Origin of the sequence: Actinomycetospora rhizophila (assembly GCF_042657905.1) — a bacterium.
Taxonomy (GTDB): domain Bacteria; phylum Actinomycetota; class Actinomycetes; order Mycobacteriales; family Pseudonocardiaceae; genus Actinomycetospora; species Actinomycetospora rhizophila.
In genome coordinates, this window is sequence record NZ_JBHSKG010000009.1 from 24,642 (window position 1) to 46,904 (window position 22,263).

At 75.4% G+C, this 22,263-nt stretch carries 24 protein-coding genes; 14 read left to right on the top strand and 10 right to left on the bottom strand.

Going from position 1 to position 22,263, the window contains the following annotated elements:
- Positions 1-31 precede the first annotated feature (31 nt).
- Complete coding sequence (locus tag ACFPK1_RS17520) at positions 32-883, top strand: SDR family NAD(P)-dependent oxidoreductase (protein WP_378022226.1); 852 nt, start codon at positions 32-34, stop codon at positions 881-883.
- A 39-nt stretch (positions 884-922) separates the two neighbouring features.
- Entirely contained in the window at positions 923-1,660 is a 738-nt protein-coding gene (locus ACFPK1_RS17525) for a 2OG-Fe(II) oxygenase (protein ID WP_378022227.1), read from the top strand.
- 306 nt (positions 1,661-1,966) lie between these two features.
- Here the strand turns inward: ACFPK1_RS17525 and ACFPK1_RS17530 are convergent, their stop codons facing one another.
- Entirely contained in the window at positions 1,967-2,890 is a 924-nt protein-coding gene (locus tag ACFPK1_RS17530) for a LysR family transcriptional regulator (protein ID WP_378022228.1), read from the bottom strand.
- Positions 2,891-3,035: 145 nt separating this feature from the next.
- On the opposite strand from ACFPK1_RS17530, the gene solA reads away from it, so the two are divergent.
- The 5 genes from solA to ACFPK1_RS17555 are packed head-to-tail and all read left to right on the top strand — an operon-like array spanning position 3,036 to position 9,093.
- Positions 3,036-4,217 carry an N-methyl-L-tryptophan oxidase gene (gene solA, locus ACFPK1_RS17535; protein ID WP_378022229.1) on the top strand — a complete coding sequence of 394 codons (1,182 nt, stop codon included), beginning with the start codon at positions 3,036-3,038 and terminating at the stop codon, positions 4,215-4,217.
- Positions 4,210-5,505: an aromatic ring-hydroxylating oxygenase subunit alpha gene (locus ACFPK1_RS17540; RefSeq protein ID WP_378022230.1), complete on the top strand. Its 1,296-nt coding sequence runs from the start codon at positions 4,210-4,212 to the stop codon at positions 5,503-5,505. Before solA ends, ACFPK1_RS17540 begins: the two co-directional genes overlap by 8 nt.
- Complete coding sequence (locus ACFPK1_RS17545) at positions 5,502-6,959, top strand: aldehyde dehydrogenase family protein (protein ID WP_378022231.1); 1,458 nt, start codon at positions 5,502-5,504, stop codon at positions 6,957-6,959. Before ACFPK1_RS17540 ends, ACFPK1_RS17545 begins: the two co-directional genes overlap by 4 nt.
- Entirely contained in the window at positions 6,956-8,146 is a 1,191-nt protein-coding gene (locus ACFPK1_RS17550; RefSeq protein WP_378022232.1) for an NAD(P)/FAD-dependent oxidoreductase, read from the top strand. The genes ACFPK1_RS17545 and ACFPK1_RS17550 overlap by 4 nt, the downstream gene beginning before the upstream one ends.
- Positions 8,147-8,160: 14 nt before the next feature.
- Positions 8,161-9,093 carry a PDR/VanB family oxidoreductase gene (locus ACFPK1_RS17555; RefSeq protein ID WP_378022233.1) on the top strand — a complete coding sequence of 311 codons (933 nt, stop codon included), beginning with the start codon at positions 8,161-8,163 and terminating at the stop codon, positions 9,091-9,093.
- Here the strand turns inward: ACFPK1_RS17555 and ACFPK1_RS17560 are convergent.
- Genes ACFPK1_RS17560 through ACFPK1_RS17570 form a run of 3 tightly spaced genes read right to left on the bottom strand, consistent with a single transcriptional unit; the run spans position 9,077 to position 11,433 of the window.
- Positions 9,077-9,700 carry a maleylpyruvate isomerase family mycothiol-dependent enzyme gene (locus tag ACFPK1_RS17560; RefSeq protein ID WP_378022234.1) on the bottom strand — a complete coding sequence of 208 codons (624 nt, stop codon included), beginning with the start codon at positions 9,698-9,700 and terminating at the stop codon, positions 9,077-9,079. The genes ACFPK1_RS17555 and ACFPK1_RS17560 overlap by 17 nt on opposite strands.
- 52 nt (positions 9,701-9,752) lie before the next feature.
- Positions 9,753-10,271, bottom strand: coding sequence for a formaldehyde-activating enzyme (locus tag ACFPK1_RS17565; protein ID WP_378022235.1), 519 nt, complete (start codon positions 10,269-10,271; stop codon positions 9,753-9,755).
- Positions 10,272-10,293: 22 nt separating this feature from the next.
- Complete coding sequence (locus ACFPK1_RS17570; protein ID WP_465252224.1) at positions 10,294-11,433, bottom strand: alkaline phosphatase family protein; 1,140 nt, start codon at positions 11,431-11,433, stop codon at positions 10,294-10,296.
- A 136-nt stretch (positions 11,434-11,569) separates the two neighbouring features.
- On the opposite strand from ACFPK1_RS17570, the gene ACFPK1_RS17575 reads away from it, so the two are divergent.
- Positions 11,570-11,740, top strand: coding sequence for a hypothetical protein (locus ACFPK1_RS17575; RefSeq protein ID WP_378022236.1), 171 nt, complete (start codon positions 11,570-11,572; stop codon positions 11,738-11,740).
- 291 nt (positions 11,741-12,031) lie between these two features.
- Here ACFPK1_RS17575 and ACFPK1_RS17580 read toward each other — a convergent pair whose 3' ends face one another.
- Together ACFPK1_RS17580 and ACFPK1_RS17585 are read right to left on the bottom strand one after the other, a co-directional pair.
- A complete protein-coding gene (locus ACFPK1_RS17580) occupies positions 12,032-12,829 on the bottom strand; it encodes a hypothetical protein (RefSeq protein WP_378022237.1) in 798 nt (265 codons plus the stop codon).
- A 4-nt stretch (positions 12,830-12,833) separates the two neighbouring features.
- A complete protein-coding gene (locus ACFPK1_RS17585; protein WP_378022238.1) occupies positions 12,834-13,385 on the bottom strand; it encodes an HdeD family acid-resistance protein in 552 nt (183 codons plus the stop codon).
- A 160-nt stretch (positions 13,386-13,545) separates the two neighbouring features.
- Here ACFPK1_RS17585 and ACFPK1_RS17590 point away from each other — a divergent pair, with 160 nt between their 5' ends.
- Genes ACFPK1_RS17590 through ACFPK1_RS17600 form a run of 3 tightly spaced genes read left to right on the top strand, consistent with a single transcriptional unit; the run spans position 13,546 to position 16,509 of the window.
- A complete protein-coding gene (locus ACFPK1_RS17590) occupies positions 13,546-14,016 on the top strand; it encodes a pyridoxamine 5'-phosphate oxidase family protein (RefSeq protein WP_378022239.1) in 471 nt (156 codons plus the stop codon).
- Positions 14,013-14,891, top strand: a complete 879-nt coding sequence (gene bla / locus ACFPK1_RS17595) for a class A beta-lactamase (RefSeq protein WP_378022240.1) — start codon at positions 14,013-14,015, stop codon at positions 14,889-14,891. The genes ACFPK1_RS17590 and bla overlap by 4 nt, the downstream gene beginning before the upstream one ends.
- Before the next feature lie 19 nt (positions 14,892-14,910).
- On the top strand, positions 14,911-16,509 hold the full coding sequence (locus tag ACFPK1_RS17600; protein WP_378022241.1) for a metallophosphoesterase family protein: 1,599 nt from the start codon (positions 14,911-14,913) through the stop codon (positions 16,507-16,509).
- 9 nt (positions 16,510-16,518) lie between these two features.
- On the opposite strand, the gene ACFPK1_RS17605 is transcribed toward ACFPK1_RS17600, so the two are convergent.
- Genes ACFPK1_RS17605 through ACFPK1_RS17615 form a run of 3 tightly spaced genes read right to left on the bottom strand, consistent with a single transcriptional unit; the run spans position 16,519 to position 18,747 of the window.
- Positions 16,519-17,286 carry an SGNH/GDSL hydrolase family protein gene (locus ACFPK1_RS17605; RefSeq protein ID WP_378022242.1) on the bottom strand — a complete coding sequence of 256 codons (768 nt, stop codon included), beginning with the start codon at positions 17,284-17,286 and terminating at the stop codon, positions 16,519-16,521.
- 49 nt (positions 17,287-17,335) lie between these two features.
- On the bottom strand, positions 17,336-18,079 hold the full coding sequence (locus tag ACFPK1_RS17610; RefSeq protein WP_378022243.1) for an SDR family oxidoreductase: 744 nt from the start codon (positions 18,077-18,079) through the stop codon (positions 17,336-17,338).
- On the bottom strand, positions 18,079-18,747 hold the full coding sequence (locus tag ACFPK1_RS17615; RefSeq protein WP_378022244.1) for an RraA family protein: 669 nt from the start codon (positions 18,745-18,747) through the stop codon (positions 18,079-18,081). The genes ACFPK1_RS17610 and ACFPK1_RS17615 overlap by 1 nt, the downstream gene beginning before the upstream one ends.
- A 49-nt stretch (positions 18,748-18,796) precedes the next feature.
- Here ACFPK1_RS17615 and ACFPK1_RS17620 point away from each other — a divergent pair, with 49 nt between their 5' ends.
- Positions 18,797-19,669, top strand: coding sequence for a beta-keto acid cleavage family enzyme (locus ACFPK1_RS17620; RefSeq protein ID WP_378022245.1), 873 nt, complete (start codon positions 18,797-18,799; stop codon positions 19,667-19,669).
- Positions 19,666-20,415 (top strand): putative protein N(5)-glutamine methyltransferase, encoded by a 750-nt coding sequence (locus ACFPK1_RS17625; protein WP_378022246.1) that lies wholly within the window; start codon positions 19,666-19,668, stop codon positions 20,413-20,415. The genes ACFPK1_RS17620 and ACFPK1_RS17625 overlap by 4 nt, the downstream gene beginning before the upstream one ends.
- Before the next feature lie 93 nt (positions 20,416-20,508).
- On the opposite strand, the gene ligD is transcribed toward ACFPK1_RS17625, so the two are convergent.
- Positions 20,509-21,486, bottom strand: a complete 978-nt coding sequence (gene ligD / locus ACFPK1_RS17630) for a non-homologous end-joining DNA ligase (protein WP_378022247.1) — start codon at positions 21,484-21,486, stop codon at positions 20,509-20,511.
- 234 nt (positions 21,487-21,720) lie between these two features.
- On the opposite strand from ligD, the gene ACFPK1_RS17635 reads away from it, so the two are divergent.
- A complete protein-coding gene (locus ACFPK1_RS17635) occupies positions 21,721-22,230 on the top strand; it encodes a L,D-transpeptidase (RefSeq protein WP_378022248.1) in 510 nt (169 codons plus the stop codon).
- Positions 22,231-22,263 lie beyond the last annotated feature (33 nt).

The window sequence follows — 22,263 nt, forward strand, 5'->3', positions numbered from 1 at the left end:
GGAGATCGCACCGACTACCGAGAGGATCTCCATGAGCTACCCCACCGACCGTCCGGCCACCTGGTTCGTCACCGGCGCCTCCCGCGGACTGGGCCTGGAGCTGGTCGTCGCCCTGCTCGAGCGCGGGGACCGCGTGGCCGCCACGACCCGGTCGCTCGAGCGACTCACCGGCGCGCTGGAGGGGCGCGCCGACACCGCCGACCTGCTGGCGCTCGAGGTGGACCTGCGCGACGCCGCGGCGGTCGACGGCGCCGTCCGCGCGACCACCGAGCGCTTCGGCGCCCTCGACGTCGTGGTCAACAACGCCGGCTACGGCTTCCTCGCCGCGGTCGAGGAGACGAGCGAGGCCGACGTCCGCGCGATGCTCGACGTCGCCGTCGTCGGGGCGTGGAACGTGCTGCGCTCCGCGCTGCCGGTGATGCGCGCGCACCGCAGCGGGCACGTCGTCACCGTCTCGTCGGTCCTCGGCCTGACCGCGGTGCCCGGCTGGGCGCTCTACTGCGCGGGCAAGTTCGCGCTCGAGGGCCTCAGCGAGGCCCTGGCGGCCGAGGTCGCCGACCTCGGGATCGACGTGACGATCGTCGAGCCCGGCTACTTCCGCACCGACTTCCTGAGCACCGACTCCCTCGCCCTGCCCGCGGACACCTCCGGTGACTATCCCGCGATCCGCGCGATGGTCCGTGACCACCTCGCGCTGCAGGGCAGCCAGCTCGGCGACCCGGTGCGGGGCGCCGCGCGGATCGTCGCCGGCGTCGTCGAGGGCGGCGGTCCGCTGCGCCAGGTGCTCGGGTCGGACGCGCACGCCTACGCGACGGCGAAGGTCGAGGCGTTGCGGGAGAACCTCGACCGGACCCGCGACACCGCGTCGCTGACCGACTTCTGAGAGGTGCCACGCGGACGGGGCGGTCGGTGTTCCCCGGGTATGACGACGACCGACCGCCCCGTCCGGGGCGCCCGGCCCGCCCTGCCCGCGCTGGACGGCCTCGACTGGAAGGCCATCGGCACGGCCCTCGACCGCGACGGCTACGCGCGGACCGGTCCGCTGCTCGACCCCGCGCAGTGCCGGGAGATGATCGACCTGTTCGACCGCGACGAGGTGTTCCGCTCGACGGTCGAGATGGCCCGGCTCTCGTTCGGCGAGGGCCGCTACCGCTACTTCGCCGACCCGCTGCCGCCGCTGGTGCAGACGCTGCGCACCCGGCTGTACCCGGGGGTGGCGGGCGTCGCGAACCGCTGGGCCGACGCGCTCGGCGAGGACGGGTGGCCGGCCGAGCACGCCGGGCTCGTCGAGCGGTGCGCGGCCGCGGGTCAACACCGGCCGACGCCGCTCGTGCTGCGCTACGGCCCCACCGGCTACAACTGCCTGCACCAGGACGTCTACGGCGACCTGACCTTCCCGCTGCAGCTGCTGATCATGCTGAACACACCGGACGTCGACTTCACCGGCGGCGAGAGCGTGTTCGTCGAGCAGCGCCCGCGCCAGCAGTCGCGGCCGATGGTCGTGCGCCCCGGGCTCGGCGAGGGCGTCGTCTTCCCGGTGCGGTACCGCCCGAAGCTCGGCGCGCGCGGCTACCACCGCGTGAACATGCGCCACGGCGTGTCCGCGGTGCACTCCGGCGAGCGCCACGTCCTCGGGATCATCTTCCATAACGCGCGGTAGGAGTGTCAGCGGCGTGGCGTCGCAGACACTGAGTGTCCGTATCGCCACGCGCTCGCCCGCTCCGGACGTCGGCGGCGTGGCGGCGAGGCGTCCTCGGGCGGCGGAACGCCGGATATCACGAGCACGTCATCGACCTCGCCCGGCCGGGCGCGGGTGACCGAGTGCTGGTGATCTCCGGTGGCCGGGGACGGGCGACCCGGCACCGCGCGCCCCACGCCGCGCTCCGAGATCACGAGCACCTCGTCCCCCGCGAAGCCGCCCCCGAGGTCCACCACGTGCTCGTGATCTCCGGGGCGACCACCCCGCTCACGGGTCCAGCGCGTCGAGGCCCGTCTCCGTCACGTGGCGCAGGGCGTCGAGCCCGGCGGCGATGGTGGGCAGTTCCTGTGACCCCGCGCGGACGGCGGCGACGACGCGCCGGGTCGGCACCGGCGGCGTGGTGATCGGGATGCGCCGGGTGTCGTGATGCGCGGGCAGGTCGGCCAGGCGCGGGACCAGCGCGACCCCGAAGCCGCGCGCGACGAGGGCGGCGCCGGTGTCCCACTCGTCGGCGTGGTGGGCGATGTCGGGGGCGAAGCCCGCCTGGGTGCAGGCGAGCGTGACGAGCTGGTGGTAGGCGCGGCCGGTGTTGCCGCACACCCAGGGGTCGGCGGCGAGGTCGCTGAGCGCGACGACGTCCGCCCCGAGCAGGGGGTGCCCGGGGCCGACGAGGATGTCGAGCGGTTCGTCGAACAGGGCGTGCTGGTCGAACGCCGGGTCGGACACCGGCGGGATGCTGGGCGTCGCGACGACCACGGCGACGTCGACGTCGTCGGCGGCGAGCAGGTCGAACGAGCGGGCGGGCTCGGTCTCGCGCAGGTGCGCGCGCAGCTGGGGGTGCTCCCGGCGCAGGTGGTCGAGCACCCGCGGCACCACGACCGCCGCCGCGCTCGAGAACGCCGCGAAGCGCAGCGTTCCCCCGACCGCGCCCGCCCGGTGGGCCGCGAGGTCGGCGCGCGCCTGCTCCCACTGGGCGCTCAGCGTCTCGCCGTGCTCGAGCAGCGTGTGCGCCGCCGGCGTGAGCCGCACGCCGCGCCCGACGGGCTCGAGCAGCGCCACGTCGAGCTCGCGGGCGAGGGCCTGCATCTGGTGCGACACGGCCGACGGGGTGAGCCGGCAGACCTCCGCCGCGGCGGTGACGGTGCCGTGCCGGGCGATGGCCGCGAGCACCCGCAGCCGCCGATCGATCATGTACTGATCGTACAAGATCATAGGTTCAACGTTGCGATGGACGTGGACGGATTCCCGCTCGCACACTGCGATCACGCACCGCGTCACCGCCGCCGCCGGTGCCGGTGCCGGTGCCCGGAACCACCACCTCGAGCAGGAGATTTCCTTGTCCTACCGCGTGATCGTCGTCGGCCTCGGCGGGCTGGGCTCGGCGACGCTCTACCGCCTCGCCGCCGAGCTCGGTCCCGGCGTCCTGGGGCTCGAGCAGTTCGAGCTCGGGCACGTCCGCGGGGCGTCCCAGGACCACTCCCGGATCATCCGGCTCGCGCAGCACCAGGAGGAGTACGCGGCGCTCGCGGCCCCCGCGTACAAGGCGTGGCACGAGGTCGAGGCCGAGGCGTGCCAGCAGATCGTCACCCCGACCGGCGGGCTGGTCATCGAGGACCGCGTCGCGCGGGCGGGCATGGCGTCGGGCAACCGCAACATCGAGGGCTACACCGCGATGTTCGACCGCTACGGCGTCGCCTACGAGCGCCTCGACGCCGACGAGCTCACGGCGCGCTGGCCTCAGTTCCGGCTCACGGGCGGCGAGCAGGCGCTCTACCAGCCCGACTCGGGCATCGTCGACGCCGCGCGGGCCAACGCGGTGCACCGCGCGCTCGCCCGCGCCCACGGCGCCGAGATCCGCGCGAACACTCCCGTGCGGTCCGTCCGACCGGACGGCGCGGGCGTCGCGGTGGTCACCGACGAGGGCACGCTCCACGCCGACCGCGTCGTCGTCACCAGCGACGCCTGGACCAACCAGGTCCTCGCGCAGACCGGCACCGCGCTGCCCCTGACCGTCCTGCAGGAGCAGGTCACCTACTACGCCACCCCGCACCTGGCGGAGTTCGCGCCGTCGCGGTTCCCGGTGTTCATGTGGCACGGGCGCCACAACTTCTACGGCTTCCCCGTCTACGGGGAGGTCGCCACCAAGCTCGGCCAGCACATGGGCGGGCACGAGACCACCGCCGACGGCCGCACCTTCGAGCCCGACCCCGTGCGTCGCGAGCGCTACGCCGACTTCGTCGCCCGGCACGTCCCGCGCTTCGGCGGCCCGGAGCTCTACTCGAAGACCTGCCTGTACACGGTCCCCCCGGACCAGGACTTCGTGCTCGACACCCTTCCCGAGCACCCGCAGATCGTCGTCGCCAACGGCGCGGGCCACGCGTTCAAGTTCGCCGCCCTGATCGGGCAGCTGCTCTCGGAGCTCGCGCTCGGCCACACCCCGTCCCAGCCGATCGGGAGCTTCTCGATCACCCGCCCCGCCCTGACCGACCCGAGCCACCCGCGGAGCTTCCATGTCTGAGACGACCCTGCCGCAGAAGACCCTGCCGGCCCGTCCCGTCGACCCGGCCACCTACACCGACGAGGCCACCTACGCCGCGACCCGGCTGCCCGTGGAGCTCGCCTCGACCCTGCTGCCCGACGCCTACACGACGCCCGAGTTCTTCGCGCTCGAGCAGGAGAAGGTCTTCGCGTCCGGCTGGGTCGCGGTCGGCCTCGCCGCCGACGTCGACCGCCCCGGCGCGTGCATCGTCGTCGACGTCGCCGGCCGCTCGGTGATCATCACCCGCAACCGTCACGGCGCGCTGCGCGCGTTCCACAACGTGTGCCGCCACCGCGCGACGAAGCTGCTCGCGAACGACGCGCGCGAGGTCGGCCACCGCGGGCGCATCCGCTGCCCGTACCACTCGTGGACCTACGACACCGACGGGAAGTGCCTCGGCACCCCGCTGTTCGAGGGCTCCGACGTGCCCGCCGGCGAGGAGTCGATCTTCGACACCTCGGTGGCGCAGGGCTTCGACAAGGCCGACTACGGGCTCCACGACGTCGCCGTCGACACCTGGGGCCTGTTCCTGTTCGTCAACCTCGACCCGGACTCCGGCCCGCTGTCGGTGCACCTGGGCGACCTGCCGACCCGCTTCCGCGACTACCGGCTCGACGAGTGGGTACCGCAGCGCCGGCTCACCTACGACATCAACGCGAACTACAAGCTCGTCGGCGAGAACTTCATGGAGTACTACCACCTGCCCTGGGTGCACCCCGAGCTCAACCAGGTCTCCAAGTTCTCCGACCACTACCGGTGGCAGGGCCCCGGCATGTACACGGGCATGTGCACGACGCCGGTGTCGCGCAACACCGACGCCGGCGGCTGGGACGGGCTGCAGGCGCTGAGCACGCTGGGTCCGCAGGACGCCGACGCCGGCCGGTTCGTCTGGCTGTTCCCCTCGACGGCGCTCGTCGTGCTCCCGAACCACGCGTTCGTGCTGTTCAACCGCCCCGTCGCCGCGAACCGCACCGTCGAGACCGCGGTGCTGCTGGCCCACCCCGAGTCGCTGGAGCACCCCGAGGCCGGGGACGGCATCGAGCAGCTCGCGAAGTTCTGGGACCTCGTCAACCGCCAGGACATCGAGATCGTCGAGCGCGTCCAGGAGGGCATCGAGAACCCGGCCTACCGCGGCGGGCGCATGTGCTTCCGGTTCGAGGAGCCGCTGCACCGGTTCCAGAACATGGTGATCGACAAGGTGGTCGGCGTGGACCGGATGCCGGGCGGTGACGAGGACACGATGACCCGCATGTTCCCCGACCCGTGAGCGCTGCCGGCCTCGTCGTCGGCGGCGAGCAGGTCCCGGCCCGCGACGGCCGCACGATCGCCGTCGAGGACCCCTCGACCGGCGAGACGATCGCCGAGACCGCGCGCGGCGACGCGCACGACGTGGACCGGGCGGTCGCCGCCGCGCGGGCCGCGGCCCGCCGGACGCGCGCCGTCCCGCCCGCCGAGCGGGCGCGTCACCTGCGGGCGCTCGCGGCCGCGCTGGACGCCGACCGCGAGGCGTTCGCCCGTCTCGAGACCCTCGACACCGGCAAGCCGCTCTCGCTCGCGCGCGGCGAGGTCGCGGGCTGCGTCGGCTACCTCGACTACTACGCCGGCGCGGCCGACAAGCTGCACGGCGAGACCATCCCGCTCGGCCCCGGCTCGCTGGCCTGGACGGTGCGGGAGCCGGTCGGGGTGACCGGACACATCGTCCCGTGGAACGCGCCGCTGTCGATGCTGTGCCGCAGCGTCGCCCCGGCGCTCGCCGCCGGGAACACCGCGGTGGTCAAGCCCGCCGAGCAGACCCCGCTGACCGCGCTGCGGTTCGCGGGGCTCGCGGAGGCGGCCGGGTTCCCGCCCGGCACGGTCAACGTCGTCACCGGGCTCGGCGCGGAGGCCGGGGCCGCCCTCGCGTCCCACCCGGGCATCGGCTCGCTGACGTTCACCGGCTCGGTCGCCACCGGGCGCGCCGTGCTGCGGGCCGCGGCCGAGCACATCACCCCGGTGGTCACCGAGCTCGGCGGCAAGTCACCGCAGATCGTGTTCGCCGACGCCGACCTCGACACGGTCGCCGCGCAGGTCGTCACCGGCTTCACCACCAACACCGGCCAGTACTGCGACGCCGGTACGCGGCTGCTCGTCGAGCGGTCGGTACAGGCCGAGCTCGTCGAGCGCATCGTGGCCCGGACCGCCGCGCTGACGATCGGGCCGGGCGCCGACGACCCCGACCTCGGCCCGCTCGTCTCCGCCGAGCACCACCGCCGCGTGGCCGGCTACGTCGAGATCGGGCGGGCGGAGGGCGCGCGGATCGCGGACGCGCCCCGCGAGCTCCCCGACGCCGGCTACTTCCTCGCCCCGACCACGTTCACCGACGTCACGCCGGACATGCGCATCGCCCGGGAGGAGATCTTCGGGCCGGTGCTCGCCGTGCTGCCGTTCGACGGCGAGGACCAGGCGGTCGCCCTGGCCGACGACACCGACTACGGCCTGGGCACCGGCATCCACACCCGCGACATCGACCGCGCGCTGCGCGTGGCCGACCGGGTCGACGCCGGCTACGTGATGATCAACGAGTACTTCGCCGGCGGCCCGGGCGTCCCGTTCGGCGGCACCAAGCGCAGCGGCACCGGCCGCGAGCGCGGGCTCGTCGCGCTCGAGAGCTACGTGAAGCTCAAGACCGTCGTCGCGCGCATCTCCCACCACCCCTCGTCGAACCAGGAAGGAACCCCGTGAGCACCACGTCCGCCGACGTCGTCGTCATCGGCGGCGGCCTCGAGGGCTGCGCCGCCGCCTGGGCGCTGACCGGCCGCGGCGTCACCGACGTCCTGATCGCCGAGCGCGCGACCGTCGGCTCGGGCGGCACCGGCAAGTCGTCGGGCGTCGTGCGCAGCCACTACGGCGTCTCGTCGCTCGCGGCGATGGCCGCGAGCAGCCTGCAGACCTTCGAGGACGCCCCGCTCGTGCTCGGCGCCGACGTCGGCTTCCACCAGACCGGCTACGTCGTCGGCGTCGGCCCCGAGAACGTCGACGCCTTCGCCGCCTCGCTCGAGGCCCAGCGCGCCGTCGGCGTGAAGACCGAGGACATCGACCACCGCGACGTGCAGGAGCTCTGGCCGGTGGCCGACCTCGCGCCGTTCGGGGCCTTCGCCTACGAGCCGCGCGGCGGGTACGGCGACGCCTACCAGACCGCGCAGGCCTTCGCGGGCGCCGCGCGGCGGGCCGGGGCGCGCCTGCGCCAGGGCACCACGGTCACGGCCATCCGCACGGCCGGCAACCGCGTCACCGGCGTCGAGCTCGCCGACGGCACCGTCGTCGCGACCGGCACCGTCGTGCTCGCCGCCGGCCCGTGGTCGGTGGCGCTGCTCGCCGCGCACGGCATCGAGCTGCCGCTGACCCCGCACCGCGAGCAGATCGTGCTCGTCGACCCCGGGCAGCCGCTCGGGCCGGTCCCGGTGTTCTCCGACCTGGTCTCGCTGCAGTACATCCGCCCCGAGGGCGGGAGCAAGCTGCTGTTCGGCAACTCGGACCTCTCGGTGCTCGAACCCGCCGACCCGGACCGCTACTCGAACCAGGCCAGCCCGGACGCGGTCGACGTCGCCGTGGAGAAGGTCGGGACCCGCCTGCCCGGCCTCGCGGATCCGGCGGTCGCCTCGACCTACGCCGGGTGCTACGACGTCACGCCCGACTTCAACCCGGTGATCTCGCGGACCGGGCTCGACGGCCTGGTCGTCGCGGCCGGGTTCTCGGGCCACGGCTACAAGATCTCGCCCGCGGTCGGGCGGCTCGTCGCCGACCTCGTGGTCGACGGGCGCAGCTCCGACCCCGACATCCCCGCCGAGGACTTCCGCCTCTCCCGGTTCGCCGAGGGGGCGCTGCTCACGAGCCCGCACCCCTACGTCGGCGCCGGCCAGATGCGCTAGGAGACCACGCCACCATGGACATGATCATCCACGAGCGCCGCGACGAGGCCGACGGCGTCGTCTCCCTGACGCTGGGCTGCGCCCGCGGCGGCGAGCTGCCCGCGTGGGCGCCCGGCGCGCACGTCGACGTGCACCTCGCCGAGGGTCTGGTCCGCCAGTACTCGCTGTGCTCCGACCCCGCCGACCGGACGCGGTGGCGCCTGGGCGTCCTGCGCGAGCCGGCGAGCCGCGGCGGCTCGGAGCACGTGTTCGACAAGCTGCACGGCGGCGACATCGTCTCCGTCGGCGCGCCGCGCAACCACTTCGCGCTCGAGCCCTCGGCGCGCTACGTCTTCGTCGCCGGCGGCATCGGGATCACCCCGATCCTGCCGATGATCGCGGCGGCCGAGGCGGCGGGCGCGGACTGGACGCTGCTCTACGGCGGGCGTTCGCGGTCCTCGATGGCGTTCGTCGAGGAGCTGACGCGGTACGGCGACCGGGTGCGGTTCGCCCCGCAGGACGAGGTCGGGCTGCTCGACCTCGCCGGGCTGCTGGCGACCCCGCGGCGCGACACGCTCGTCTACGCCTGCGGGCCGGCCCCGATGCTCGACGCCGTCGACGCGCTGATGGCCGGCTGGTCCCCGGGGAGCCTGCGGGTGGAGCGGTTCACCCCGAAGGTCGTGGCGACCGGCAGCGAGGCCTTCGAGGTCGAGTTCGCGAGCAGCGGCGTCACCGTGACCGTGCCCCCGGACCGCAGCATCCTCACCGTCGCCGAGGAGGCCGGCATCCCGGCGCTCTGGTCGTGCCGCGAGGGCACCTGCGGGACGTGCGAGACCCCGCTGCTCGCGGGCCGCGCCGAGCACCGCGACTCGCTGCTCACCGACGAGGAGCGCGCCGACCAGACCACGCTGTTCATCTGCGTCTCGCGCGCCGAGAAGGGGTGCGGGCGGCTCACGCTGGATCTCTGACGAGGGCGGTCCCCGGCCCGGCGAGCTCCCCCGGCGCCGTCGGCCGCCCGCAGGCGGCGAGCAGCAGCGCGAGCGCGGGCCCACGCACCTCCGGGCCGTCGCCCAGCGCCAGGTCGGTGTCGGTGGCGACCAGCCGGACGCGCGCCACGAGCTCCTTCGCGCCGCCGAACGACCCCGGGGTCCGCGCCTGCAGCCGCAGCGCGCGGACGACGGCCGCGGCCGGGTAGGTGCGCACCAGGCCCAGGGGCCGGCGGACGTCCTCGCCGTGCACGATCTCCTCGACCAGCCGGGAGTCGAGCGGCGCGGGCGGGGTCGTCCGGCGGGGGGCCGCCGCGCGGAGCCGGTCCAGGGTCTCCGCCGGGGTGGCGCCCCGCTCCCGCGTCACGCCGCGCGCGTTCAGGCGGTCGAAGTCGAACCCGGCGTGGGCGAGCCCGACGGCGAACCCGAGGCGGGTCGTGCGCGCGGTGTCGACGAGGTGGGCGACGACGTCGTGCACCGTCCACCCGGGGCACGGCGAGGGCTCGTCCCACCGCCGGTGGTCGCTGCGCTCCAGGTCGTCGATCAGCGCCGCGCGCTCCGCGTGCACCAGCGACCAGACGTCGTCCACGGCTCCTCCTCGTGTCGGGTTCCGAGGGTGTGACGGCGCCCGGCCGCGGAACTCATCGCCCGTACGCGGGATGGGTCACGGTGTCGCGCTCGTCGACGAGCCGGCGCGCGCGCTCGGGCGGCCGGCCCTGCACGGCCTCGGCGACCGCGCGGCTCGTCGCCTCGCGGGCCGCGCGGCACACGGCGTCCTCGTCACCGGCGGTCGCGTCGATCCACAGGGACACGAACACGAGCGTCTCCTGGTCGGCCGCGAGCAGCTCGGCGGCGACCGCGTCGAGCACCCCGCGCGCCACCCCGACCTGGCACGCGCCGAACACCAGGCTCTCCACCTCGCGGCTGTCCGTCGGGATCTTGTTGAGCATGATCGTCGGCGGCAGCAGCGTCTCGTAGGACGGCTGGTCGGGCCCCACGCTGACGAGGATCGGCGCGAACCCCGGGCCCGGCGACGCGAACGCCGTGGTCAGCGCGGCGGCCGTGGGCGAGGCGCGCTGCGCGAGCACGACGTTGACGTGCACCCCGTTCGGCGGCGTCCCGCCCCATCCCTGGCTGATGCGCCCGTCGAGTCCGGGCATGGCTCCTCCGTCTCGGGTCGTCTCAGGCCCGTGCCGCCGCCAGCAGCGGCACCACGTGCTCGTCCCCGGTCAGCGAACCGTGCTGGCCGGGCAGGCGGGAGAGCAGCGGCTCCCCCTCGCTGCGCACGACCGCGGCGGTCCCGCGCAGCGCGGCGACGACGTCGGGCACGCGCGGGCGCACGCCGTCGTCCAGGGCGCCGAACCAGCCGCGCTCGACGACCTCCGCGCCCGGGAGTACCCACGCGTCCTCGCCGAGTACGCCGCGCCAGGCGGCGAGCACGTCGTCGGCGGCGCCGTCGCGGGTGTAGACGAGACGGGCGCGCGGGTCGCCACCGACCATCGTGACCCCCACGCGCAGGTCGGGCTCGGTGTCGGCGTCGTGGCGGCGGTCGACGGTGACCATCCCGTGGTCACCGGTGACGGCGAGCAGGGTGCCGGCGGGGAGCTCGGCGACGAGCTGCTCGACGAGCCGGTCGATCTGGCGCAGCTGCCAGCGCCAGGCCGTGGAGCCCGGTCCGTGCAGGTGGCCGAGCTGGTCGAGGTCGGCGTGGTAGCCGTAGACGAGCTGGGCGCCCGGGCGGCCGAGGGCGTCGAGCAGCTCGGCGGCGAGGTCGCCGAACGCGCCGACCCCGCGGTACCGCGCGCCCCGCAGCGCCGAGCGCGTCAGCCCGGAGGCGCGGAACGCGCGCGCGGACACCACGGTGGCGCCGACGTCGCGGGCCACGGCGCGCTCGAAGACCGTCGGGTGGGGCTGCACGGTCTCCGGCGGCAGGAGCTCGCTCGCGTCGCCGGCGTCGCTGGTCCAGCTCAGCGAGTCGAGCAGGGTGCCGTCCACCCGGAACCGGATGCCGAGCGTGCCGTGGGTGCCCGGCGGCAGGCCGGTGCCCAGCGACGTCACGCTGATCGACGTGCTGCTCGGGAAGCCGACGAGCAACGGGCCGTGGTCGGCCATCGCGGCGAGGAACGGGGCGTCCGCGGCGTGCTCGTGCAGCAGGCGGTGGCCCAGCCCGTCGACGAGCAGCAGGGCGGCGGCGCGCACCGGGGGGAGCCCGAGACGGGCCGGGCCCCCGGTGACCGCGTCCAGCAGCGCCGGCATGACGTCGTGCAGGCCGGGGCGGGTGGGATCGGGCAGGACGAGCTCGGCGGCCTCCACGGCGCGCATTCTGTCGTGCCCCGACCCTGCGTGCGCGCCAGCACACCCAGCGCCGAATACGTAGGGCCGTTCGAGTGATGACTACTGGCGTCGTCGAGCACCCGCTGTCACCGTCAGGACTCTCGGTGACCGAAGGAGGCCCACCATGAGCGTCGACGCCCCGCCCCGACCCGCCACCCGCGTGACACGTCACGGGCACGTCCACGACCGCACCTGCTACTGGGACGTCTTCGCGTGCCGCTGGGCCGGTCCGGCGCACCCCGACCTCGCCCGCCCCGCGACGGTGCCCGCGCCGCGGACCTCCCCGGAGGGCTGAGCCGCATGATCGCTCCGGGTGCTCCTGGGACCCTGGTCTCACAGGGTTCCCGGAGCACCTGGGGCGATCATGGCTCCTCGGGCGGGCCGGCACTCTGTGCGAACGCCTCTGCGTGGCCTCGCTGCGATGCAGTCCCGACCGGATCAGTACCGCCGCAACCTCCGTCGCGCCGCCGAGCTGATCACCGGAGAGCCGAGCCCGGACGACGAACCCCTCGAGGTCACCCGGGCCAAGGCCGACGCGTAGGTCGATGGTCGACCTCGTCTGGTTCCCCTACCGCTGACCCGCTCGTCACCGCCCCGCGCTGAGCAGCCCGCCCGACGGGAAGAGGTGGCGTTCGGCGACGAGCGCGAGGAACCGGCGCGCGAGCTGCGGCGACTGCGCCACGCCCACGGGCACCGCCGCGCCGACCTGCGCGTAGGCCCGGCCGGCGAGCTGCTCGAGGAGCTCGGTCACCGGGCCGTCGCCCGACCCGGCCAGGCGGGCCAGGCCCGCGCCCCCGAGGGTCCGCTCGGCGTGCTCGGGGAAGACGCCGGCCAGGAACAGGGCGCCGTCGCCGATCCGGCGCCACACCCCGGGCTGCTGGTCGGCGGGCACGGCGGAGAGCAGGCGGGCGAGGGCCGGGAGGTCGAGCTCGTCCCAGCGCTCGGCGTGCCGGCCCCACTCGTCGCGGCGCCACACGACGCCCGAGGCCGGCCGGGAGTAGGAGGCGAGCAGCTCGGTGAGGTGCAGGCGGTGCTCGGGGTCCGCCGCGAAGGCCGCGAGCACCGGCGCGTCGAAGATCGGCACCCGGGTGCGGGGCGCGGTCCGGTCGGGCGTGTGCAGGCGCCCGACCAGCGCCCGGCCCGTGCGGTGCACGGCGGCGGCGAAGACGAGGAACGGCGAGACGTGGCGGAAGCGCCCGCCCTCGTCGCGCCGCGCGGCGAGCACCGCGTCGGCCACCGCCGGGCGGTCGAGCAGGTCGAGCAGCAGCTCGGGACGGCGGCGCAGCGGGGCCACCCGGCTCGGCTCGCCGTCGGCGAGGGCCAGGAGGTCGCGGTCGGTCAGGTGCTCGCCGTAGCGGCGCCCGACCGTCTCGCGCGCATCCATGCCCTCATCGTGCGCTGCGGCGCATGCTCAGCGCGAGACCCACGTCCGCCGCGCCGCGGAGCAGGAAGCCCAGCGCGACGATGACCGCGATCGTGCCGACGGCCGTCGACGGCGAGAACAGCAGGATCAGCGCGACGATCAGGCTCAGGACGCCGAGGACGATGTTCCAGGCGCGGTGCTCGCGCTCGGAGCCGGCGACGATCAGGTCGTGGACGCCGACGATGATGAACCAGAGGATGAGGCCCCAGGCGAGCGCGACGACGCCGGCGCCCGGCCGGAAGAGCACGAGGATGCCGGCCACCAGCGCCAGGATGCCGAAGGCGGCGAGCCACCCGCGGCCCGTCGACCCCGTCTCGGCCCGCCAGGCGACGCCGATCTCGAGGATGCCCTGCACGAGCAGGCCGATCCCCAGCACGATCGCCGCGAAGATGACGGTGACGACGGGGAAGAGGAGCGCCAGGATCCCGACGAACAGGCCGATGACCCCCGAGGCCATGATCCAGCCCCACCCGCTGGAGGACCGGCGCACGGCCGCACCACTCGTCGCGCTGGTCATCACACGTCCCCCTCCGTCACACCGCTGATCAGGGCACATCGAATCGCCGACCGGGCTCCGTGTCGAGAGGGCATCCGGCCGCACCCTGCGAAGATCACCCGTCGAGGGGTTGCCCCGGTGGTGCTTGCCGCCCGTGTGTGGTCGTGGTGAGGTCCGCGTCGTGGCCACTCCGCTGCTCGATCCCGCCGTGCCCGGCGACGCCCACGCGGCGCAGCGCCTGGCGACCGAGGCGGTGATCTGGCTCGGCACCGTCGACGCGGGCGGGCGGCCGCACACGGTGCCGGTCTGGTTCGCATGGGACGACCCCAAGGTGACGATCTTCAGCAGGCCCGACACCGCCAAGATCGGCCACCTGCGCACCCACGACCTCGTCAGCGTCGCCCTCGACTCCGCCGAGCAGGGCACCGACATCGTCACCGGCAGCGGCCGGGCCCGGCTGTCCACGTTCGGGAAGGTCGAGAAGGCGCTCGACGCGTTCGGGCGCAAGTACGCGCCGATGCTCGGCGACCAGCCGCTCGACGCGTGGCTGATGACGTTCTCGCTGCCGATCGTGGTCACGCTCGACCGGTTCGTGGCGTGGCACAGCACCGACGCGGGCCTCGAGTACCGGTCGCTACCCTCCCGCGGATGATCACCCGCCGCGCCGCGCTGGTCGGGGCCGGCCTCACCGTCCTCGCGGGGTGCGCGCCGGGGCCCGCACCCGCCCCGCCCCCGCCGCTGTCCGAGCCCCCGATGGCCCTCGCCGGGCTCGAGCAGCGCTCCGGACGGCGGATCCGGCTGCTCGCGCTCGACACCGGCAGCGGCCGGGCGGTGGCCCACCGCGCCGACGAGCGGGCGCTGATGTGCTCGACGGCGAAGGTCCTCATGGTCGCCGCGGTGCTGCAGCGCGCCCGCACCGAGCCCGGCCTGCTGGAGCGCACGATCCGCTACACCCGCGCCGACCTGCTCTCCTACGCCCCGACCACCGAGCGCTTCGTCGACACCGGCATGACCGTGGCCGCCCTGTGCGAGGCCGCGATCGTCGTCAGCGACAACACCGCCGCCAACCTGCTCACGGGCCTGCTCGGCGGGCCCGCGGCGACCACCGCGTACGTCCGCACCCTCGGCGACCCGACGACGCGCCTGGACCGCCTCGAGCCCGCGCTCAACGAGACCGCGCCCGGCGACGAGCGCGACACGACCACCCCGGACGCGATGGTCGCCGACCTCCGGGCGCTGGTGCTCGGGGATGCCCTCGACCCCGCCGGCCGCGACCGGCTCACCGGCTGGATGGTCGGCGCCGTCACCGGCACCGAGCAGATCCGCGCCGGGCTCCCCCGCGGCTGGCGCGTCGGCGACAAGACCGGCTCGGGCGCGCAGGGCGAGAACAACGACGTCGCCGTGGTCTGGCCGCCGGACCGGGCACCGTGGGTGATCGCGGTGTTCACCACGCCGACCGACCCCGCCAGCACGAACGGCCGCGCCACGATCGCCGACGCGACCCGGATCGCCACCGCGAGCCTGTGATCGCCACTACGGTGCGCCCATGGGGGACAGCGCACCGGTCCGGCTCCCGGCGGTGCGCTGGCTCTCTCCGACGGAGCTGATCCGCACCGGGGTGACGGTCGTGCTCGGCAGCACCGTCGCGGCCTACGCCGACAAGCGCGACGTCATGGCGGGCACGACGTTCGCGCAGGGCGTGCCGGTGCACGACGCGGACGGGTCCGGCGAGTTCTGGTTCGACTTCCTCTGCGACACCGGGGACGGGTTCCGCGCGATGGCGACGGTCGCGACCCTGCTCGGCGCGCCGGAGCTGACCGTCGACGGCGCGGTGCTCCCCCGCGGGCGGGTGCTGCTGCTGGGCGGCGACGAGGTCTACCCGGTGGCCGGGACGCTCGCCTACGAGCAGCGCCTCGAGAGCCCGCTGCAGGAGCAGTTCGTCCCCGACCCGGGGGCCGGGCCGCCCACCGTCTACGCGATCCCCGGCAACCACGACTGGTACGACGGCCTCACCGCGTTCCTGCGGGTGTTCTGCCAGGGCCGGCACGTCGCCGGGTGGGACACCGACCAGCGCCGCTCCTACTTCGCGCTCGCGCTGCCGCGCGGGTGGTGGGTGCTGGCGATCGACATCCAGCTCGACACCTACGTCGACGCCACGCAGCTCGAGTGGTTCCGCGAGGTCGTCTCGACCATCCCCGACGGCGACCGGATCGTGCTGCTCACCGCGGCGCCCGCCTGGTACGGCGCGCAGGACGGCGACGACCGCTCGATGGACCGGCTCGCCTTCTTCCTGCGCGACGTCCTCGCCGGGCGGGACCTGCCGATCCGGCTCGTGCTCACCGGCGACACCCACCACTACGCCGTGTACAGCCTCGAGCACCCCGGGCACGAGCAGGTGCTGGTCACCGCGGGGCACGGCGGGGCCTACACGTCGCCGACGCACTTCCTGCCCCCGGCGCTCGACGTCACCACCGACCTCGCCGCCCCCGGCCCGCAGCGCGCCACCGGCACCCACCGCTACGTCCGGCGCCCGCGCACCTTCCCCACCGAGAAGGGCTCACGCGCCGAGGCCGTCAAGGTGCTGTGGCGCCTCCCGCTGCGCAACGGCCTGCTGCTGCCCCTGCTCGTGCTGCTGCCGGCCCTGGTGATCGTGCCGTGGGTGCTCGGCGTCCCGGCGGTCTCGGTGATCGCGGGCCTGGCCGTCGCGGGCGGGTCGTACGCGTTCGTCGTCCCGCAGCGGGCGGGGCGCCTGCGCCGGTTCCTCCTGGGGCTCGGCCTGACGATCCCGGAGCTGGCGGTCGCGGTCGGCGCGACGGTGGTCGCGGTCCGCCTGGACGACCCGCTGGCCACCGTGCTCGTCGTGCTGGCCGCGGGGCTCCTGTCGAGCCTCGTGCTCTCGACGTTCCTGCTGCTCGCCGCCCGCGGCGCCAACCGCAACGAGCTGTTCGCCGCCCAGAGCATCGAGGACCACAAGGGCTTCCTGCGGCTGCGGATCGCCGACGACGGCACGCTGACGATCTACGCGCTGGGCGTGGAGCGGGTGCCGCGGCGCTGGGACTGGTCCCCGGGCGCCCCGCCGCGCTGGACCCCGCGGACGCCGGTCGACGTGCACCTGGTCGACGACCCGATCGTGATCCGGCCGTGAGTCACGCCGTCACGGGACGGGGCTGAGCTCGGGCCGCTTGGCGGTGCGCTCGTCGCCGGTGCTGCGGCCCTGGGCGCGGCGCTGCACCCACGGCCACAGGTACTCGCGCGCCCAGCGGACGTCCTCGACGCGGCGGTGACCCCACGTGGTCGGCGCCGCCGCCGGCCACGGCGCGTGCCAGTCGACCTCGGGCGGCAGGCCGAGGACCTCGCTGACGCGCGCCGCGACGCGGGCGTGCCCGCCGGGGTTGAGGTGCAGCCGGTCGTCGGTGCGGGCGCGCATGTCCGACAGCGGCGGCATGACCCACAGGTCGACGAGGTGGGCGCCCTGGCGGTGGGCGATCTCGCGGATGTGGTCGTTCATCGCGGCCAGCCGCCGCCCGATGAGGTTGAGCAGCGGGCTCTCGCGGGTGTCGAACCCGGTGAACACCAGCACGTCGGCGCCCGTGGCCCGCAGCGTCGCGACCGCGCCCTCGAGGCGCTCGGCCAGCGCGGCCGGGTCGGCGCCGGGCCGCAGCAGGTCGTTGCCCGCCGCGCACAGGCTGACGAGGTCCGGGCGCAGACGGACGGCCTCGGGCACCTGGGTGCGCAGGATCGGGTCGAGCAGCAGCCCGCGCACCGCCAGGTTGGCGTAGGTGAACCCCGGGTCGCGGCGGGCCATCGCGGCGGCGAACCGGTCGGCCCAGCCGCGCTCGGCCCCGGTCGCCGGGTCCGGGTCGCCGACGCCCTCGGTGAAGCTGTCCCCGAGCGCGACGTAGCTGCGCCACCTGCCGGTCACGGCGGCGATTCTGCCGCGCGCGCCGGGCCACCCGGGAGGGGGCTCCCGGTTACCGGCCGCCGGCGACGTCGAGAATGCTGCCCGTGCAGTAGGACGCCTCGTCGGAGAGCAGCCACGCGACCGCGGCGGCGACCTCGTCGGCCGTGCCCGCGCGGCCCACGGGCACCAGCGGGCCGATGCGCTCCACCCGGTCGGGCTGCCCGCCCGACGCGTGGATCTCCGTGTCGACGATCCCCGGCCGCACGACGTTGACGCGCACGCCCTCGTCGGCGACCTCCTTGGCCAGCCCGAGCCCGAGGGTGTCGACCGCGGCCTTGGACGCCGCGTAGTCGACGTACTCCCCCGCCGACCCCAGCCGCGACGCCGCCGACCCCACGAGCACGATCGACCCGCCGCGGCCGCCGTGCGCGGTCGACAGCCGGCGCACCGCCTCGCGGCACGTGACGACGGCGCCGACCACGTTGATCGCGAGCATGTCGGCCACGCGCGCGGCCGACATGGCGTCGACGCGCGACTTCGGCGACACGACCCCGGCGTTGACGACGACCCCGCCGAGCGGGCCGAGCGCGTCCGCCGCCGCGAACGCGGCCTCGACGTCGGCCTCGACGGCCACGTCCGCGCGGACCGCGCTCGCCTGCACTCCGGCCTCGCGGGCGCGGGCGACGACGCTCTCCGCGGCGTCGGCGTCGCTGCGGTAGGTGAGGCAGACGTCCCAGCCGGCCGCCGCCGCGCGGGCGACGACGGCGGCGCCGATGCCCCGGCTGCCGCCGGTGACGAGGAGGACGGCCCCCATCAGACGAGGAACCGCAGCGACGAGTCCCGGCCGTCGGCGCGCGCGGCGCGGTGCTCGGCGAGGTTGGTGTGGTCGGCGAGCCCGCGGCCCTCGCCCATCCCGGCGAGCACGGCGGCCTCGGCGCGCTCGACCTCCTCGGCGCCCGCGAGGGCGGCGCGCAGCTGGTCGGGGGTGGCGACGGCGAGCCCGTCGTCGTCACCCAGCACGAGGTCGCCGGGCCGTACCGGCACCCCGCCGAGCGCGACGGGGCCCTCGTCGAGTCCCCGCGGGTCGCGGGCGCTGCCCGAGGCGGGCGTCGAGCCGCGGGCGAACACCGGCAGCCCGAGGCGGCGCAGGCCGGCGACGTCGCGGCAGTACCCGTCGATGACGACCCCGGCGAGGCCGCTGCGGCGGGCCTCGGCGGCCACCAGCTCGCCGGCGACGGCCCGCGCTCCCCGCGGGTTGACGACGACGAGCACCGAGCCCGGCGGCGCCTGCCCGGCGGCGAGGAGCACCGGGAGGTGGTCGTCGGGGGCGACGACGGTGACCGCGGGCCCGGCCATCCGGACCTCGGGCACCATCGCCCGGATCGCGGGGTCGGGCAGGGCGAGGGTCTTGTCGGCGTCGCACAGCGAGGAGGTCGCGAGCGCGCGCACCCGGCCGAGCTCCTCGGGGGTCAGGGGATCCACGGCACGGATGATCCTCGACGCGGCGCCGTGTGGCGACGATCCTGCGGGCGTGACGTCTCCCGTGATCCTCGAGGTCGCCGTCAACGGCGCCACGCCGCGCTCGGTCAACCCGCACGTGCCGCTGACCCCGGCCGAGGTCGCCGACGAGATGCTCGCCTGCGTGGCGCGCGGCGCGAGCATCGCGCACGACCACCACGAGGCGATGTTCGTGCCGTCCGGGGTCCACCCCGTCGAGCCGTACCTCGAGGCGTGGTCGCCCGTGCTCGCGCAGCACCCCGACCTGCTGCTCTACGCGACGATGGCCGCCGGGGCCCGCGGCATCCCGATCGAGACCCGCTGGGCGCACCACGAGGAGCTCGCCCGCCGCGGGCTCGGCGGGCTCTCGCTGGTCGACCCCGGCTCGGTGAACCTCGGTCTGACCAGCGACGGCGCGATCGCCGCGGCCGCCGCCCCGGGGCCCTACCAGAACAGCCTCGCCGACACCGAGCACATGTTCGCCCGCTGCGCCGCGCACGGCACCGGGCCGTCCATCTCGATCTTCGATCCGAGCTTCCTGCGGGTGGCGCTGACCCTGCACCGCCACGGGCGGGTGCCGCGCGGCGCCATCGTCAAGCTGTACTTCGGCGGCGAGCTGGAGTTCGGGCTGCCGCCGACCACCACCGCGCTCGAGGCCTACCTCGAGATGCTCGAGCCCTCCGGCCTGCCGTGGTCGGTCGCGGTGCTCGGCGGCGACGTCGTCGCCTCCGGTCTGGCGGAGACCGCGGTACGCCGCGGCGGGCACGTGCGGGTGGGGCTGGAGGACTACGCGGGCCCGCGGACGCCGACCAACACCGAGCTCGTCGACGAGATCGTGGCGCTGCTCGCGGACCTGGGACGCCGGCCCGCGACGATCGCCGAGACGCGGGGGATCCTGGGGCTGTGAGCTCGCTGGTGGCCCGCCTGCGCGCGGCGGGCTGCGTGTTCGCCGAGGAGGAGGCGGCGCTGCTGGCGGGCGCGCCAGAAGCCGCCGTCGCCCGGCGGGTGGCCGGCGAGCCGCTGGAGCAGGTGCTGGGGTGGGCGGGGTTCGCGGGCCTGCGGGTGGCCGTCGCGCCCGGGGTGTTCGTACCGCGGCGGCGCAGCGAGTTCCTGGTGGGGCGGGCGCTGGCGGTGGCCGCGCCGGGCGCGACCGTGGTCGACGTCTGCTGCGGCACCGGGGCGATCGGGGCGGCGCTGCTGGCCGCGCGCCCGGGGCTCGTGCTGCACGCCGCCGACGTCGACCCCGCCGCCGTCGCCTGCGCGCGGGCCAACCTCCCCGGCGCCGCGGGCGTGCACGCCGGCGACCTGCTCGCCGCGCTGCCCGCGGAGATCGCCGGGCGCGTCGACGTCGTCGTCGCGAGCACCCCGTACGTGCCGAGCGACGCCGTCGCGGCCATGCCGCCGGAGGCGCGCGAGCACGAGCCGCGCGCGGCCCTGGACGGCGGCGGGGACGGGGTGGACGTCGTGCGCCGGCTCTCCGCGCAGGCGCCGGCGTGGCTGCGCCCGGGCGGTCACCTGCTCGTCGAGTGCGCCGCGCACCAGGGCGCGCTCGCCCGCCAGGCCCTCGCCGCGGCGGGGTTCACGGCGTCGGTGGCGCGCGACGAGGAGCACGACGCGACCGTCGTCGCGGGCGTCCTCGGCGACCCTGCGTGACGCTCGACCTCGAAGATCCTCGCGAGCGCGTGGCGTTACGGACACTGGGCGTCAGCGACGGCACGCCGCTGACACGAGGAGATCGGGGAACCGTCACTCCCCGCGTTCGGCGGCGCGCTTGCGGCGTTTGCCCTCGTGCATGGCCTGGACGCGGGCGACGGGGATCGTGTGCCCTTCGGCGACGAGGTCCTCGGGCAGCGCCTGCGGCGCCGGGCGGGCGTCGGCGTCGCTCCACGGGTCCGGGCGCTCCGGCGCGGTCGCGACGGTGATCTCGGCCGGGACCACGGTGTCCAGCTCGTCCCACGAGACCGGGAACGACACCGGCAGGCCGGGGCGCACGCGCGGGCTGTAGACCGACGCGATCGTCGAGCCGCCCGCGCGGGTGGGGTCGACGAACACCTTGCCGCCGCGGTCGGCGCGGATGAACGCGGTGGTGGCGACGTCGGGGTCGAGGCGCTCGGTGCGCACCGCGAGCGCGCGGGTGGCGGCGGCGACGTCCTCGTGGGTCGGGCCCGGGTCGAGCGGGACGAGGATGTGCACGCCCTTCGCGCCGGTGGTCTTCACCACGCCGGCGAGGCCCGCGTCGTCGAGCGCGCGGCGCACGAGGTGCGCGGCGGCCACGACGGCGTCGAACCCGGCGTCCTCGGGCGGGTCGAGGTCGAGCACGAGGTGCTCGGGGGTGCCCATCGACGCCGCGCGCGTGAGCGTCGGGTGGTACTCGATGGCCCGCTGGTTGGCGAACCACAGCAGCGTGGGCAGGTCGTCGCACAGGGCGTAGGCGACCTCGCGCTGCGAGCTCTCGGCCCAGAACGACACCGTGCGCACGAAGTCCGGCGCGTACTTCGGGACGTTCTTCTGCATGAACGGCTTCTGCCCGCGCAGCGCCCGGACCACCGACAGCGGGCGCCCGGCGAGCGCGGGCAGCATCCGCGGCGCCATGCGTTCGAGGTAGTCGACGAGCTCGCGCTTGGTCACCCCGGCGCCGGCGAACAGCTCCTGGTCGAGGTTGGTGAGCGACACGCCGGCGCGCTCCTCGCCCGCGTCCCGCCCACCGGATCCCTTTCCCGCCACGGCGTCACTTTCCTGCTCAGGGGCACATCGGGCAAGGCGGCCGAGCGCCCCGGGGGGTCCCGTCGGCCGATGATCGGGATGAGAGAGTCCCCGCCCGGCAGGCCGCGAGGCCACGGCGCGTCGCCGGTACGTCACCCCTGGTGACCACCCGGACAGACCACTCGTCCGTGGCACCCGCGCTGCCGTTGAGAGGGAGGCGCCGGAGCTGCGGCGCGAACCGTCGAGAGGAGCACGGTGGGTCGGCACACGTGGATGGGCATCACCCCGGAGACGCGCGAGCGCGCCCGGCGGCGGGTGGGCGGCCGCGTCGCCGCGCTGGTCCTCGGACTCGTCGCGCTGGCCGGGTTCGGCAGCTTCGGGGCGGTGGCCATGGCGGTGCCGAAGGCCGCCATGCCGTGCGAGGACAACGTCAAGGCCTGCGCCCGCCTGTCGACCAACGAGGCGTGGCTCTCCGACGGCCAGGGCAACATCCTGCGCGGCCCGGTGCGGATGAACCACGGCGCGCCGGGCAAGGAGACGCCCGTGGGCTTCTTCTCCGTGCAGCGCAAGGAGGAGGTCCACCTCTCCAAGGAGTACAACAACGCGCGGATGCCGTGGTCGGTGTTCTTCGACGACAACGGCCGCGCGTTCCACGGCGGCGACCCGGCGCGGCAGTCGGCGGGCTGCGTGCGCATGGCCGACCCCGACGCCCAGGCGTTCTTCAACGGCCTGAACGTCTACGACCGGGTCCAGATCGTCGAGTGATGGCTTCGCCATGTGAGTGGTATGGGTCGTCCT

Bases quoted from the DNA above. Each gene is read 5' to 3' on its own strand.
- ACFPK1_RS17520 (WP_378022226.1), top strand. From the start codon at position 32: ATGAGCTACCCCACCGACCGTCCGGCCACCTGGTTCGTCACCGGCGCC.
- ACFPK1_RS17525 (WP_378022227.1), top strand. From the start codon at position 923: ATGACGACGACCGACCGCCCCGTCCGGGGCGCCCGGCCCGCCCTGCCC.
- ACFPK1_RS17530 (WP_378022228.1), bottom strand. From the start codon at position 2,890: ATGATCGATCGGCGGCTGCGGGTGCTCGCGGCCATCGCCCGGCACGGC.
- ACFPK1_RS17540 (WP_378022230.1), top strand. From the start codon at position 4,210: ATGTCTGAGACGACCCTGCCGCAGAAGACCCTGCCGGCCCGTCCCGTC.
- ACFPK1_RS17555 (WP_378022233.1), top strand. From the start codon at position 8,161: ATGGACATGATCATCCACGAGCGCCGCGACGAGGCCGACGGCGTCGTC.
- ACFPK1_RS17565 (WP_378022235.1), bottom strand. From the start codon at position 10,271: ATGCCCGGACTCGACGGGCGCATCAGCCAGGGATGGGGCGGGACGCCG.
- ACFPK1_RS17570 (WP_465252224.1), bottom strand. From the start codon at position 11,433: ATGCGCGCCGTGGAGGCCGCCGAGCTCGTCCTGCCCGATCCCACCCGC.
- ACFPK1_RS17575 (WP_378022236.1), top strand. From the start codon at position 11,570: ATGAGCGTCGACGCCCCGCCCCGACCCGCCACCCGCGTGACACGTCAC.
- ACFPK1_RS17580 (WP_378022237.1), bottom strand. From the start codon at position 12,829: ATGGATGCGCGCGAGACGGTCGGGCGCCGCTACGGCGAGCACCTGACC.
- ACFPK1_RS17585 (WP_378022238.1), bottom strand. From the start codon at position 13,385: ATGACCAGCGCGACGAGTGGTGCGGCCGTGCGCCGGTCCTCCAGCGGG.
- bla (WP_378022240.1), top strand. From the start codon at position 14,013: ATGATCACCCGCCGCGCCGCGCTGGTCGGGGCCGGCCTCACCGTCCTC.
- ACFPK1_RS17600 (WP_378022241.1), top strand. From the start codon at position 14,911: ATGGGGGACAGCGCACCGGTCCGGCTCCCGGCGGTGCGCTGGCTCTCT.
- ACFPK1_RS17610 (WP_378022243.1), bottom strand. From the start codon at position 18,079: ATGGGGGCCGTCCTCCTCGTCACCGGCGGCAGCCGGGGCATCGGCGCC.